The organism is Geodermatophilus sp. SYSU D00703 (assembly GCF_054050155.1).
The window spans coordinates 1-13,462 of the sequence record NZ_JBJGYU010000048.1 but is presented as its reverse complement, the minus strand read 5'-3'; the positions used below and the strand labels follow the sequence as shown (position 1 = coordinate 13,462).

The 13,462-nt window shown below is 74.5% G+C and carries 10 protein-coding genes; 3 read left to right on the top strand and 7 right to left on the bottom strand.

The features are described from left to right. Positions 1–12 precede the first annotated feature (12 nt). Positions 13–1,368: a nucleotide sugar dehydrogenase gene (locus tag ACI782_RS24665; protein WP_456912756.1), complete on the bottom strand. Its 1,356-nt coding sequence runs from the start codon at positions 1,366–1,368 to the stop codon at positions 13–15. 344 nt (positions 1,369–1,712) lie between these two features. Between ACI782_RS24665 and ACI782_RS24660 the strand changes: the two genes are divergently transcribed. Further along, on the top strand, positions 1,713–3,149 hold the full coding sequence (locus ACI782_RS24660; protein ID WP_456912755.1) for a phosphatase PAP2 family protein: 1,437 nt from the start codon (positions 1,713–1,715) through the stop codon (positions 3,147–3,149). Here the strand turns inward: ACI782_RS24660 and ACI782_RS24655 are convergent. Next, complete coding sequence (locus ACI782_RS24655; protein ID WP_456912754.1) at positions 3,128–3,757, bottom strand: hypothetical protein; 630 nt, start codon at positions 3,755–3,757, stop codon at positions 3,128–3,130. The genes ACI782_RS24660 and ACI782_RS24655 overlap by 22 nt on opposite strands. A 145-nt stretch (positions 3,758–3,902) precedes the next feature. On the opposite strand from ACI782_RS24655, the gene ACI782_RS24650 reads away from it, so the two are divergent. Both ACI782_RS24650 and ACI782_RS24645 read left to right on the top strand, forming a co-directional pair. Further along, positions 3,903–4,451: a DoxX family protein gene (locus ACI782_RS24650; protein ID WP_456912753.1), complete on the top strand. Its 549-nt coding sequence runs from the start codon at positions 3,903–3,905 to the stop codon at positions 4,449–4,451. Beyond that, complete coding sequence (locus ACI782_RS24645; protein WP_456912774.1) at positions 4,448–5,500, top strand: PHP domain-containing protein; 1,053 nt, start codon at positions 4,448–4,450, stop codon at positions 5,498–5,500. The genes ACI782_RS24650 and ACI782_RS24645 overlap by 4 nt, the downstream gene beginning before the upstream one ends. Positions 5,501–5,575: 75 nt before the next feature. Here ACI782_RS24645 and ACI782_RS24640 read toward each other — a convergent pair whose 3' ends face one another. The 5 genes from ACI782_RS24640 to ACI782_RS24620 all read right to left on the bottom strand — a co-directional run bounded on the left by ACI782_RS24640 (position 5,576) and on the right by ACI782_RS24620 (position 13,193). After that, a complete protein-coding gene (locus tag ACI782_RS24640) occupies positions 5,576–6,949 on the bottom strand; it encodes an acyltransferase family protein (protein ID WP_456912752.1) in 1,374 nt (457 codons plus the stop codon). After that, positions 6,946–8,013 carry a glycosyl hydrolase family 18 protein gene (locus ACI782_RS24635; RefSeq protein ID WP_456912751.1) on the bottom strand — a complete coding sequence of 356 codons (1,068 nt, stop codon included), beginning with the start codon at positions 8,011–8,013 and terminating at the stop codon, positions 6,946–6,948. The genes ACI782_RS24640 and ACI782_RS24635 overlap by 4 nt, the downstream gene beginning before the upstream one ends. Continuing rightward, positions 8,010–10,349: a bifunctional polysaccharide deacetylase/glycosyltransferase family 2 protein gene (locus ACI782_RS24630; protein ID WP_456912750.1), complete on the bottom strand. Its 2,340-nt coding sequence runs from the start codon at positions 10,347–10,349 to the stop codon at positions 8,010–8,012. Before ACI782_RS24630 ends, ACI782_RS24635 begins: the two co-directional genes overlap by 4 nt. A gap of 219 nt (positions 10,350–10,568) precedes the next feature. Beyond that, positions 10,569–11,936, bottom strand: coding sequence for a hypothetical protein (locus ACI782_RS24625; RefSeq protein WP_456912749.1), 1,368 nt, complete (start codon positions 11,934–11,936; stop codon positions 10,569–10,571). A 414-nt stretch (positions 11,937–12,350) separates the two neighbouring features. After that, positions 12,351–13,193: a hypothetical protein gene (locus ACI782_RS24620; protein ID WP_456912748.1), complete on the bottom strand. Its 843-nt coding sequence runs from the start codon at positions 13,191–13,193 to the stop codon at positions 12,351–12,353. Positions 13,194–13,462 lie beyond the last annotated feature (269 nt).

Here is a 13,462-nt window from a genome sequence, read left to right as displayed (position 1 = left end):
GTCGGAACACGGTCACACCAGCTCCCGCTGGGGGAGATCGGCCAGGCGGAAGGTGGCGTCCAGCACGAGGGCGTGCTGCGCCAGCCAGGCGAGGTCCTCCTCCGGGTGGGCGGTGTGCACCAGCACGATGTCGGCGTCGACCTCGTCGACGGGGACCGAACGCAGCACCTCCCCGGTGGGCAGGACGACCTCGGGAACGTACGAGTCCGTGTAGCCCACCGTGGCGCCGGCGGCGGAACAGGCCGCCAGGATCTCCAAGGCCGGGGACTCGCGCACGTCGGCGACAGAAGGCTTGTAGGAGACGCCCACCAGGTGCACCGCCGCTCCGCGCAGGGAGCGGCCGCGCTCGGCCAGCAGCTCGCGGAGCCTGGTGATCACACGGCGGGGGCGCATCGCGATGCCGGTCATGGCCGCCTCGATGATCGGCGCCTGCACCCGGTCCCCCCGCAACTGCCACAGCAGGTAGTGCGGGTCGCAGGGGATGCAATGGCCACCCACGCCGGGGCCCGGCGTGAACTTCATGAAACCGTACGGTTTCGTGGCGGCGGCATCGATGATCTCGGTCGCGGACAGCTTGAAGTGCCCCGCGACATCCGCGATCTCGTTCGCCAGCGCGATGTTGACCGCCCGGAACGTGTTCTCCAGGAGTTTGGTCATCTCCGCGGCCTCGGGTGAGCTGACCGTGTGCACCACCGGGCAGGTGTGGCGCAGGACGGCAGCAGCCCGCTCGGTGCACGCCGGCGTCAGGCCGCCGACCACCCGGGGCGTGGCGGCCGGCACGTGGTCGGGCACGCCGGGATCGATCCGCTCGGGCGAGAAGGCGATGTGCACGTCCTCACCCGGTCGCAGGCCGCGCTCCTGCAGCGGCTGTTCGAGCAGTGCCCGGGTGCACCCCACGTACGTCGTCGACGTCAGGATCACGGTCTGACCAGCACGCGCGTGGCTCACGACCGACCGGCACGCCCCCTCCAGCGCCCGCAGATCCGGTACCAACTGCTGGGTGACCGGCGTGGGGACGCAGACGATCACGGCGTCCGCGTCGGCGATGCGGGCGGGGTCCCCGGTCAACTCGAGGTCCTCGCCGGCCAACTGGCGGCGCAGACGTTCGACGTCCGCAGGCAGCAGGTCCACGTCTTGCTCGACGATGGCGTCGATCCGCGCAGGTGAGGCGTCCACGCCGATCACACGGCAGCCTGTCTCCAGCAGCGACAGGGCTGTCGGCAGCCCTACGTAGCCCAGCCCCACCACCGCGACGGTCTCAGGGGCGCACGGCACCGCCATCACGAGCGGGTTGTCGCGCTGAAGGGGTATCTCCGCCTCGTCGACCAGCGCGTAGTTGGAATGCATTCGAAATGGCACCGCAGCCATGGGTCCTCCCCGTCTGAACTCCCACTGCCTGTGCGCACGCCCGAAGTCCCGAAAAGGGCGAGCCCAACGACCCGGGCGACGCTAGGGGTAGGTCCGCGACGCCTCGACAGAGTGCATTTCCTTTCACGCAATGGGCGGCGTGTCATGACGCTCAGAACGGTTCCGGCCCTCAAGGGTCGCGACACCTCTCACGGTCTGTGACCGGCCAACGACTCCAGGGAGAGGAGGCCGGTTGTCAACCCCTCCGGCGTTCACGTAGCGGGGTCGGATGAGCACCTTCGGGGGGTCCCCGATCGGGTGCCGTGCTCGCACGCACCGGGCCGCCCGCACTACCGTCCGGCGGCATGCGCAGCGCCCGGCACTGGGACGCCCGGCTGCACTCCCTGGTCGGCGCCCTGCCCGACTCCCCCGCCGACCGCTGGCTGCGCCGCCTCACCACCGCCGCCGACCACGGCCGGCTCTGGATGGCGGTCGGCCTGCTCCTCAGCCTGCGCCGCGGCCCGCTGCGGCGGGCGGCCATCCGCGGGCTCGGCTCGCTCTCGGTGTCGAGCACCGTGGTCAACGCCGTCCTCAAGCAGGTGTTCAGCCGGCGCCGTCCCGACCTCGCCGGGCACGCACTGGAGAAGCTGCTGCACCACCCGCTGACCACCCACTCCTTCCCCAGCGGGCACGCCGCGTCGGCGGGGGCGTTCGTCACCGGGGTCGCGCTCGAGTGCCCGCTCGCCGGGGCGGCACTGGCGCCGGTGGGCCTGGCGGTCGGCTACTCGCGCGTGCACGTGGGCGTGCACTACCCGGGGGACGTCGTGGCCGGCCTGGCCGTGGGCGCGGCGGTCGCCGCGGGCAGCCGGCACTGGTGGGCCGTGCGCCCGACGACGCCCGCCCGGGTGCGGACGGCGCGGTCGGCGCCGGCGCTCCCCGGTGGCGAAGGGCTGGTCGTCGCGGTCAACCCGCGATCGGGCCCCGACGGGTACGACCCGGCCGAGGACGTCCGGGGACTGCTCCCCCGCGCTGAGGTCCTGGAGGTGCACGCCGGAACCTCCGTCGCCGAGCTGCTGGCCGGGCCCGTGCGCTCGGGCCGGGCGCGGGCCCTGGGCGTGGCCGGCGGCGACGGCAGCGTGGCGGCCGCGGCCACCGTGGCGCTCGAGCACGACCTGCCGCTGGCCGTGCTCCCGGCCGGCACGCTCAACCACTTCGCCCGCGACGTCGGCGTCCACACGCTGGAGCACGCGGCCGCGGCCGTCGAGGCGGGGCGCGCGGTCGAGGTCGACGTCGCCGACGTGAACGGGACGCCGTTCCTCAACACCGCCAGCATCGGCAGCTACCCGGAGATGGTGCGGCGACGGGACGCGCTCGCCGGCCGGCTGGGCAAGTGGGCGGCGATGACGGTCGCCGTCGCGCGGACGCTGCGCCACGGGACGCCGGTGTCCCTGCTGCTCGACGGCCGGCCGGTGCGGGTCTGGATCCTCTTCGTCGGCAACTGCCGGTACACCCCGCGCGGGCTCGCCCCGGCCTGGCGCCCCCGGCTGGAGGACGGGCTGCTCGACGTCCAGTACCTGCGCGCCGACGTCCGCTTCAGCCGGTCCCGGGCCGTCCTCGGCTCGCTGCTCGGCATCAGCGACCGCAGCTCCGGCTACGCGGAGTACCAGGCCCGCTCGGTCGAGGTGGTCTCCCGCTCGGGCCCGCAGCAGATCGCCTACGACGGCGAGACCGGCGAGGAGGCCACCGCGTTCGTGTTCGGCAAGCGGGCGGGGCTGACCGTCTACTGCTGCCGCGAGGACTGACCCCGGACGACGACCAGCAGCGCCAGCGCGGCCAGCGCCTCTCCCAGCTCCTCGACCAGCGTGCCGGCCGCCCGGGTGAGCAGGCCGATGCGGTGCTGCACGAGCGCGGCGAGGTCGGTGAGGACGTCGAGGCTCAGCGCGGCGGCCGCGTAGCCGGCCAGCGCGAGCACCACAGCACCGGTCGCGGCCACCCCCGCCCGCCGGCCGGCTCCCCACAGCGCGGCCAGCACCGGGACGGCGAGCACGACGCCGACCAGGAACTGGACCAGCGGCGGCACCCCGGCCTTCAGGGTGCCGTGGATGCTGACCAGCTTGGCCGCCGCGAGCACCAGGCCCAGCGCCCCGACCGCCGTCCACCACCGCGCCGGCCCGCCGGAGGCCGCGCAGGCGGCCCGCAGCGCCGCCCAGGACGCGGCGGCCAGCAGCACCGTCGTGAACAGCCGCGGCAGCCCACCGACCGCGTCGAGGTCGAGCAGCCATGACCACCGGCCGCAACCGCCCCCGATCCGGCACTCGAGCCGCACGACGAAGCCGGCGGCGAACAGCGCGACCGCTGCGCCGGCGAGGGCGAGCACCCAGCGCCGCGGGACCGGGCGCGCCTCTGTCACCTGCACGATGATCCCGCTCCGAGCGGCCGTCGTCATCGACCCTGCGGAGTGGCCGGGACCTCACTACGGTCGCGATCAAGGGGTGGCCCGGCGCAGTCCGGGGCACAGCGGTTCCGAAGGTCCCTGACGAGAAGAGGTCCCCGCCATGTTGGTCCGCCGGATCGCCCGGCCGCTGCTCGCCGCCACGTTCGTCTACGGCGGTATCGACACCCTGCGCAACCCGCAACCCCGGGTCGCGGGCGCCAAACCGGTCGTGGACACGATCACCGCGAAGGCCGACGAGCAGTTGCCGGTACAGGTCCCCCGTGACGTCGAGCAGTGGGTGAAGATCGACGCCGGGGTGAAGGTGGGCGCCGGCACGCTGTTCGCGCTGGGCAAGCTGCCACGACTGTCGGCGCTCGCGCTGGCGGTGAGCACCATCCCGACCACGCTGGCCGGCCACCGCTTCTGGGAGCACGACGACCCGCAGCAGAAGGCAGGGCAGGCCATCCACTTCCTCAAGAACCTCGGCCTGCTCGGCGGGCTGCTCATCGCCGCCGTCGACACCGAGGGCAGGCCGTCGGTCGGCTACCGGGCCCGCCGGGCGGCGAAGCGGGCCGCCGACGCCACCGAGAAGAACGTGGCCAGGGCCCAGAAGCGCGCCGCCAAGGCGCAGAAGAGGACCGAGCGGAAGCTGAAGAGGACCTCCCGCTGACCGATCCGCTGACGCCCGCGGCCGCGCTCCGGAGGATCGCCTTCCTCCTGGAGCGCGCCCGCGAGCCCACGCACCGCGTGGCGGCGTTCCGCACCGCCGCCGCCGTCGTCGACACGCTGGGGCCCGGGGAGCTCGACCGGCGGATCCGCACGAAGACGCTGACCGACCTGCGCGGCATCGGCCCCAAGACCGGGGCGGCGATCGTGCAGGCGCACGCCGGCGAGGTCCCCGAGTACCTGGCCCGGCTCGAGGAGGCCCACGGCGAGCTGGTGCCGCTGGCCGACGACGTCGCCGAGTTCCGTGCCGCGCTGCGCGGCGACCTGCACGTGCACTCGGACTGGTCGGACGGCGGCAGCCCGATCCGGGAGATGGCCGAGGCGGCGATCGGGCTGGGCCACGAGTACATCGCGCTCACCGACCACTCCCCCCGGCTGACCGTGGCCAACGGGCTGTCCCCCGAGCGGCTGGAGCGACAGTTGGACGTCGTCGCCGAGCTCAACGAGGAGCTGGCGCCCTTCCGGATCCTCACCGGCATCGAGTGCGACATCAACGTCGACGGCTCGTTGGACCAGACCGACGAGCTGCTGGGCCGGCTGGACGTCGTGGTCGCCAGCGTGCACTCCGACCTGCGGGCCGACCGCGCGGCGATGACCGAGCGGATGCTGACCGCGGTGGCGGACCCGCACACCGACGTCCTCGGGCACTGCACCGGCCGGCTGCTGGTCCCCCGCGAGCAACGGGAGGGACGGCGCCAGCGGCCGCGCCCGGAGAGCCAGTTCGACGCCGAGGCGGTGTTCTCGGCGTGCGTCGAGCACGGCACCGCGGTCGAGATCAACTCCCGGCCCGAGCGGCTGGACCCGCCGCTGCGGCTGCTGGCCCTCGCCGTCGAGCTGGGCTGCGAGTTCGCCGTCGACACCGACGCGCACGCCCCCGGTCAGCTCGATTGGCAGGGCAACGGCTGCGAGCGGGCCGTGGAGTGCGGCGTCCCGGTCGAGCGGGTGGTCAACAGCCGGCCGGCCGCCCAGCTCCTCGACTGGACGGCCGGCTGAAGGGCTGGGCGGCCGGGCGTGGACGACCGCCCGGACCGGTCGGCTCAGCCGCCCCGTGACGGCTGAGCCGACCGGTCAGCCGCCCGACCGCGGCTCCGGCAGCGCCGGCTCCGGCAGGTGGACGCGGCGCCCGTAGCCGCGGACGAGCCGCGGCAGCGGCACCTCACCGACCTGCCACACGAGCTCGGCCGCGGGCCGGCCGGAGGACGGCTGCTCGCTCGGCCGCTCGTGGGCCGGCTGCTCCTCGACCTCGTCCCGGACGACGTTGTCCCGGAACGCCACCTCGCGGGCCGGCTCCGTGACCACGTCGTCCCGGGCCGGGTCGGCGACCACGTTGTCGGTGAACACGACCTCCCGGGCCGGCTCCGGCGCCGCCGCGCGGACCGGTGCGACGCGGTCCCAGGGCAGGAACCGGGGCCGCCGCGCCGCCGCGACGTCCTCGACCCAGCCCACGGCCAGGACGGCGACGAAGATCAGCGTCCAGGCCGTCGTGTACTGCAGCGCCATCCCGCGGGCGTCGTCGGTGTGGTACTGAGCCAGCGGGGTCGCGGCCAGCACGACCGGGGACAGCCAGATGGCCAGGTTGCCCCAGAGGTAGATCGTCATCGCCCGGCTGTTGAACAGCGAGACGATCGCGCCGAGCGTGGGGAGCCGGTCCAGCCAGGTGAACCGCGGGTAGATCCGCAGCAGGATGATCACCGCGCCCAGGCAGTACGGCATGTTCGCCAGCGGGATGTCGTCGACGTTGTAGGTGCCGTAGACGTCCTGGTGCGAGAACGCGTACCAGAGACCGATGCCCAGCAGCGCCGCCCCGGCCAGCAGCGTCCGCTTGAGCGGCAGCCGCCGCAGCATGCCGTCGTGGTGGGCGAACCCGAGCATCCAGCAGCACGCGTAGGTCGACAGCAGGACCGCCAGGTCGTAGCTGCGCCCGCCGAGCGACACCAGGCCGAGCGTGACCACGATCAGCACCACCGGGGGGATCGCCATCATCCGCAGCGGCCACCGGCGGAACAGCCACAGCATCGCCGGGCTGAGCAGGAGGAACCACAGGTACACGCGGATGTACCAGAGCGGGATCACCCAGTCGAGACCCTCAGCGGAGTACGGCGGGTCCGACAGCGGCACCAGCCACAGCCACGCGGTGGACCAGCTCCACGGCTGGCCGGCCTCGCTGGTCGTCGTCCAGCCGAGGGCGAACATGGCCGCCAGCGCCACCGCGCCGAACACCCAGAAGGGCGGCAGCAGCCGCCGGATCCGCTTGCGCCAGAAGGCGCGCGCGGAGCCGGCGCGGTCCAGGGAGGCCGCGACCAGCCCGCCCCCCAGCGCGAACATGATCCCCATGGACGGGAACGCCAGGGGCAGCCACGCCCAGTCGAACGTGTGGTAGGTCATCACGCGGATCAGCGCGAAGGCCCTGAGGAAGTCGATGTACCGGTCGCGCTGCCTCATCGCTCCACCCCCTTGCTCGTTGCGGTCTGCACCGTGGTCCACACCTGCGGGTCCTCTCCGCCGAGGCTCCAGATCGCCACGCCGCGCAACTCCTCGTCGACGGCGATCTCCTGCTTGCGTTCCAGCGAGCGGGCGTCCTCGTACCAGACGGTGTGGTCCTGGCCGTCCCGCGTGTACGTGAAGGTCCACGCCGCGCTCTCGTCGTCCCACCGCGGCTCGGCACCGACCTGCTCGGCCAGCGCGACCGCGTCGGTGGCCGCCAGGTTGCGCCCCTCGCTGCCGACCCAGTCGTAGCCGTACGTGGGCAGCCCGAGCATCAGCCTCTCCGGCGGCACCTCGGCCACGGCGTGGTCGACGACGTCGCGCACCCAGTCGACCGGTGCGACCGGTCCGGGCTCGCTGGTGCTCCAGGCGTGGTCGTAGGTCATGATCCGCACCTGGTCGGCGATCCGCCCGATCACCTGGTAGCTGTACGCGAGCCCGTTGGGGTCGTCGTCGCTCACCCGCGCCGGCACGGCGACGGTCAGCTGCAGCCCCTGCGCGTGCAGGTCCTCCCGCAGCGCCTCGAGGAACTCGCTGAACCGCGGGCCCGCCGTCGCCGGCAGCGCCTCGTAGTCCACGTCGATCCCGTCCCAGCCGTTGCGGGTGGCCAGCTCGACCAGCTGCGCGCGGTGGTCGGCGGCCCGCTGCGGGTCGGCGAGCAGGTCGGCCGTGGCCTGGCCCTGCCACTCCCCGTCGGCGAAGTTCTGCACCGTCGGGAGCAGCTCGACGCCGTCCGCGGTCAGCTCGTCGAGCACGTCCGCCGGCGGCGGGGTGAGCGCGAACGTCCCGTCGACGCGGAGGGCCGCCCACGTGGGGCTGACCTCGGTCACCCCGCCCTGGTCGAGCGCGGACGTCAGCGACGCCGGGGCGCGGTCGTCCCACACCGGCAGCCAGGCGGCGGCGACCAGCGGCTGGGCGGCCGGGAACAGCCGCGGTCGCAGGACGAGCGCGCCGACGACCAGCGCGACGACCACGACGGCGGCCCCGGCCCAGAGCAGCGGGTCCTTGCGGTGGCGGGTCATTCCGCGCCCACCTCCACGGGTCGCTCGTCCGAGGCCCTGCCGACCGTGGCGACGTCGTCCATGCGGGCGGTCCGGGCGAGCTTGTTCCACCCCAGCCGCACGCCGCGGATCGCCGTCCCCAGGGAGGCGTAGAGCAGGTAGATCCGCAGCGGCTCGTAGATCAGCCGGTAGACCGGGACCATCAGCAGGTGCTCGGCGCGCTCGTCGAGCAACCGGACGGCGATCACCGCCAGGAGGCCGTACACGACCGCGAAGACGAGGAAGTACAGCCCCAGCGCGAGCGGGCCCTGCGCGAACAGCGTCTGCACGATGCCCAGCAGGATCAGCGGGGTGAAGACCAGCGGGACGACGATGGTCAGCACCGTCATCGGCATGACCAGCATGCCGAGCCAGCCGTAGCGGGGCCGGAACAGCATCGCCCGGTGCCGCCAGACGGCCTGGATCGTCCCGTACATCCACCGCACCCGCTGCTTGAGCAGGGCGTCGACGGTCTCCGGGGCCTCGGTCCAGGCCACCGCCTGGTCGGCCTGCTCCACCCGCCAGCCGTTCCGGTGCAGCGCGAGGGTCAGCTCGCAGTCCTCGGCCATCGTGGCGTTGGTGTAGCCACCGGCCTCGAGGACCGCCGTCCGCCGCCAGGCCGCGCACGCGCCGGGCACGATCATCACCGCGTTCATCAGCGCGCCGGCCGCCCGCTCGAGCCCGATCTGGGTGACGTACTCCAGCGCCTGCCAGCGGGTGACGACGTTGGTGGAGTAGTTGCCGACCTTGATGACGCCGGCCACGGCGCCCACCTGCGGCGAGTGGAACTGCTCCACGAGCCGGGCGATGGTCTGCGGGGTGAACAGCGTGTCGGCGTCGAGCGTGACCACCAGCTCGTGCCGGGCGGCGGCGAACCCGTTGTTGAGCGCCGCCCACTTGCCGGAGTTGGGCTGCCGGATCAGTCGCACCCGCTCGTCCCGGTCGGCCACCGACCGCACCGCGGCCGCCGTGCCGTCGGTGCTGCCGTCGTCGACGACGACGATCTCGCCGATCGGGTGGGTGGAGCGCAGCAGGTACTCGAGGGTCCGGACGATGACCTTCTCCTCGTTGAACGCGGCGATCAGCACCGTGACCGGTGGGCGCTGCACGTTGACCGGCCGGATCCGCCGCTTCGCGCGGGCCACCGCGAGGATCGCGTTGAACAGGCCGAAGCCCAGCATCGTGACCATCGCGAGGATGAACAGGCCGTACAGCAGCTCGGGCGGCAGGACGAAGAGCGCGGCCGCCGTCCACAGGGCCAGGCGGTCCCACAGCGTGGGGCTCACCGCACCGGCCGCCGCCTCGTCGATGTCCGGCTGGGACTGCGGCATCGTCGTGAACGTGTAGCCGGCGTCGCGGGCCGCGTCGACGAGTCGCTCGACGTACTCCAGGGTCTGCGAGCGGTCGCCCCCGGCGTCGTGCAGGAGCATCGTGATGTTGTCCTGGTCGCCGAGCGGCGGCAGCTCGATCGGGCCGTCGATGAAGCCCGCGGCGTGCGCCCAGTCGAGGCTGTCGAAGTCGTGCGAGGCGATGACGTAGCCCATCTGCTGGGCCCGCAGGATCCCGGTGGTGTCCTCCTTCAGGACCTCCTCGTCGTCGCTCTCGTAGGGCAGCCGGAAGAACTCGGCGGCCTGGCCGGTCTGCGCCCGCATGATCCGGTCGGCCAGGGAGACCTCGAGCCGCTCGCGGAAGGGCGTGGTGTCGCTGACGTCGATGTGGGTCAGCGTGTGGTTCCCGAGCGCGTGCCCCTCGCGGACGATCCGCTGCATGATCTCGGGGTACTTGGCGGTCTGCGCGCCGGTGACGAAGAACGTCGCGGGGACGCCGCGCTCGCTGAGCAGGTCCAGCAGCCGCGGCGTCCAGACCGGGTCGGGGCCGTCGTCGAAGGTCAGCGAGATCGTCCGGTGGATCTCCGGGCCGTAGCCGTAGCGCTGCAGGACGTAGTCCGCGTCGCCGGCGTTCGCGCGGTCCGCGCCGCTCACCTCGGAGACCACCTGGCCGGTGAACGGCTCCTGCGCGTAGACGGTGCCGTCGACGCGGAGCAGTTCGACGACGCGCACCAGCGGGCCCTCGCCGATCACGGGGGCGTCGTCGCCGACCTCCTCGGGCGTGGGGCCGTCGGGCGTCGGCGCGCCGGCCAGCGCCGGCGGCGCCAGCACCTTCGGCACGGCGACGACGCAGAAGCCCACGGCCAGGACGAGCAGCGTCAGCAGGACGGCGCGCAGCCGCCGCCAGCGCCGCCCGGAGGGGTTGGCGAAGACGGGTGTCGTGGTCGTACTGCGGGCAGGGAGCTGCCCGGAGCGGGTGGATCGCCTCATGGTCCTCGGTTCTCGGATGCGTGTGCGTGCGGGCGAGGAAGGGGTGGCGGGGCGTCGTGTCCGGATGCGGCGGACACGACGACGCCCCAGGGAGGGCGTGCCCGGATGCGGCGGGACGCCCAGGGATGCGGGCCCGGATGCGGCGGGCACGCGCGGAGGACCGGCAGCCGGTCGACACGCCCGAACGCGGGGCGGGCCGGGTCAGCCGGTCAGGTGAGGTCAGTCGGGCCTGGAGCCGGGGTCGTCGGCGACGGCCACGACCGGGCCGGCGACGCCGGAGAGCAGCAGGACGGCGTGGCCGCGCGGCAGCGCGGTCCACGAGCCGGGCACGACGGCCGCGGGGAGGCCGTACTCGTCCTGGCCGCCGGAGCCGGAGGCCGAGGAGGACCCGTGGGCCCCCGCCGACGGAGCGCTCGGCGCGACGGGCGCGGCCGGGGCCGGCGGTACCGGGACCGGCGCAGGAGCCGAGGGCGCGGCAGGGACGTCGTCGGTGTCGCTGGCGACCGCGGGCGCGGGAGCCGTGGGCGCGCGGGCGGCGCGGGGCGAGTAGCCGGCGCCCCCGCCCGAGACCGCCGCGCTGCCGCGGATGTGCACGTCACCGGTGAGCAGCGTGGCGGCGTCGCGGACCAGCGGCGACGTCACCGTCACCGTCGGGAGAGCAGCGGCGTCCGCAGGGGTGGCCGTCGGTGCGGTGACGACCGGCCCGACGGGCGGCAGGAGAGGGGTCACCGCCGGCGCCGGTGCGGCCACCGGGTCCGGAACGGGCGCGGTGGCCGGGTCGGGGACCACGAGCGGGGCGGGCTCGGCGACCGGCGCGGTCGGTTCCGGGGTCGCGCCGGAGGTGGCCGTCCCGTCGGGAGTCGTGCCGTCCGAGGTGGTCGGCGACGTGGGCTCGGCCGTGCCGTCGCCCGACGTCCCGCCGTCCGCCCCGTTGCCGGACGACACACCGTCCGAGCCGCCGGAGCCGGAGCCGGACGAGCCGCCGCCGGGGACCTGGGCGCCGTCGCCGGCCGAGGCGCCGGTGTCCGGGCCCTGGCCGACGCCGCCACCCACCGAACCGCTGCCCGGGACGACCGGAGCGGGGACGTCCTCGACGGGGAGGGGGGCGGGAGCGGGAACGGGCTGCGGCGCGGGGGCCGGCTCGGGCACAGGCCGCTCGACCGGAGCCGGCGCAGGGGCCGGCTTGGGTGCAGGGGCCGGCTCGGGCGCAGGCGCCGGAACGGGCTCGGGTGCGGGCGCAGGTGCGGGCTGAGGCGCCGGCGCCGGAGCGGGGGCGGGCTCCTGACCGACGAGGGTGTCCACGACGACCGGGCTCTCGGCGTCCGGAGCCGGCGACGAGGGGACCTCTCGGGGAACGGCGCCCTCGGCCAGCGCCGGCAGGTCGCGCTCGGAGCGCGAGGCCTCGTCCGTCGCCTGGTCCGGCGCGCACTCCTGCCACCAGGGGTCGTCCCAGTCGACCTCGTCCCAGTCGACGACGTCCCACCAGGGGTGGTCCGGGTCCGGGCAGTCGTCCCAGTGACCGTGCTCGTGCCACGTGCTCGGACCGGAACCCGGGGCGGCCTGCGCGGAGCCGGCCGCAGCGGCCATCAGCCCCCACGTGCCGATGAGGAAGAGGGCCGCGAGGACGAGCCTGCGCAGCCACGTGCGGGATCGTCCCGGAGCGCCGGTACCGGTGACGGAAGGTGACGCGGTGTGACCGGTCCCCTCCTCACTGGTTCCTGCACTCAGCACGGACCAACCCCCCGTTCCACATCCGCTCGCACGGCGATGTGGCTGGTGAGCAGGCATCCGGCCCGCAGTCACCCGCAGGCGACTGTTCGACTCATCTCGGTGAGGGTCAACCGGTTGGGGTGTGACTCACAACTTTCTCCGGCCCGGTTTCACGCAGAGTCACCGAGCGACCCGTCTGCGCAGTGGAACGTGGGGTTCCTGTTCACGCAAGAGTCGCAAGTCCGCAACCTGGCCCGAACCGCGGTCGACCCGGCGACGCTCGGTGCGCGGTCACGTGCGCGCAGTCCCGGGACGGGGGTCGACGGCCGCCACCGGCTCGGCGTCGGCCTGGCGGCGCAGGACCCAGGACCCGGGCAGCACCAGGCGCGGGGCGACACCGACGAGGACGGCGACGAGGACGGCCACGCCGGCCAGCGCCTCTCCCGACTCCTCCAGGTACGTGGCGGTGACCGCCCAGTGTCCGATCGCCGCCGCCGAGACCGCCGAGAGCCCGACCGCGGCACCGGCGTAGGCGGCGAGGCAGGCCAGCACGCGGCGCCGGTCGCGGCGCTCGGCCCGGCTGACGAAGGCGAGCGCAGCCAGCACGGCGGAGACGACCAGCGCGCTGACGACGACGGCCCCCGGCTCGCCGATGAGGTCGGTGAGCCCGGCCATGGCCTCGGCGTGGACGGTGCTGCCCGCCTTCACGACGGCGATGAACGCGGCGACCAGGCCGACGGCCGACCACCAGGTGCGTCGTCCGGGGGTGCGGGCGGCCCCCGCGACCGCGGCCACGGCGGCCACGGCGAACAGCGTCGCGACGAACAGGCGGGGCGCGGAGAACGGAGCGTCCATCGACAGGGCGCGGGCGGTGGGCCCGGAGGCGCCGGTCAGCGCGCCGACGTAGCCCACCGTCTCGAGCAGGACCGCCGTGGCCGCCAGGGCGACCCCGACGGGCGGGAGGGGGATGCGCCGACGGGGTGTGCGCGAGCGGAAGGCCGCGGGGACCTCTGCCGCCGTGGGGTCGGCGCCGGCCCGGCGGTCGGCGATCCGGATGCCGCGGCCCAGCACGACGGCGACGACGAGCCCGAACAGGACCCAGGCGAGCAGCCCACCGATGACCCACGTCCACACATCGGGGTCATCGGCAGGTCGGCGGGCGTTCCTGAGCACCGGTCACACGGGTGGGTGACGTGGGGCTGCAGGGACGTCGGACGGCGGCGCGTGCCACGGCCGCGGACCGGCCTGTCGGGGGCGGCGGGAACGTGGCCGCGGGTCAGCCGGCGCGGCGGCCGAGGGCGCGGTAGGTCCACCCGGCGGCGGTCCAGGCCTCCCGGTCCAGCGCGTTGCGCCCGTCGAGCACCCGCTTGCGGGCCACCACGGTGCCGAAGGCCACCGGGTCC

Excerpts from the sequence above, each read along its gene's own strand:
- ACI782_RS24650 (WP_456912753.1), top strand. The coding sequence starts at position 3,903 with ATGTTGGTCCGCCGGATCGCCCGGCCGCTGCTCGCCGCCACGTTCGTC.
- ACI782_RS24630 (WP_456912750.1), bottom strand. The coding sequence starts at position 10,349 with ATGAGGCGATCCACCCGCTCCGGGCAGCTCCCTGCCCGCAGTACGACC.
- ACI782_RS24635 (WP_456912751.1), bottom strand. The coding sequence starts at position 8,013 with ATGACCCGCCACCGCAAGGACCCGCTGCTCTGGGCCGGGGCCGCCGTC.
- ACI782_RS24640 (WP_456912752.1), bottom strand. The coding sequence starts at position 6,949 with ATGAGGCAGCGCGACCGGTACATCGACTTCCTCAGGGCCTTCGCGCTG.
- ACI782_RS24660 (WP_456912755.1), top strand. The coding sequence starts at position 1,713 with ATGCGCAGCGCCCGGCACTGGGACGCCCGGCTGCACTCCCTGGTCGGC.
- ACI782_RS24665 (WP_456912756.1), bottom strand. The coding sequence starts at position 1,368 with ATGGCTGCGGTGCCATTTCGAATGCATTCCAACTACGCGCTGGTCGAC.
- ACI782_RS24625 (WP_456912749.1), bottom strand. The coding sequence starts at position 11,936 with ATGGCCGCTGCGGCCGGCTCCGCGCAGGCCGCCCCGGGTTCCGGTCCG.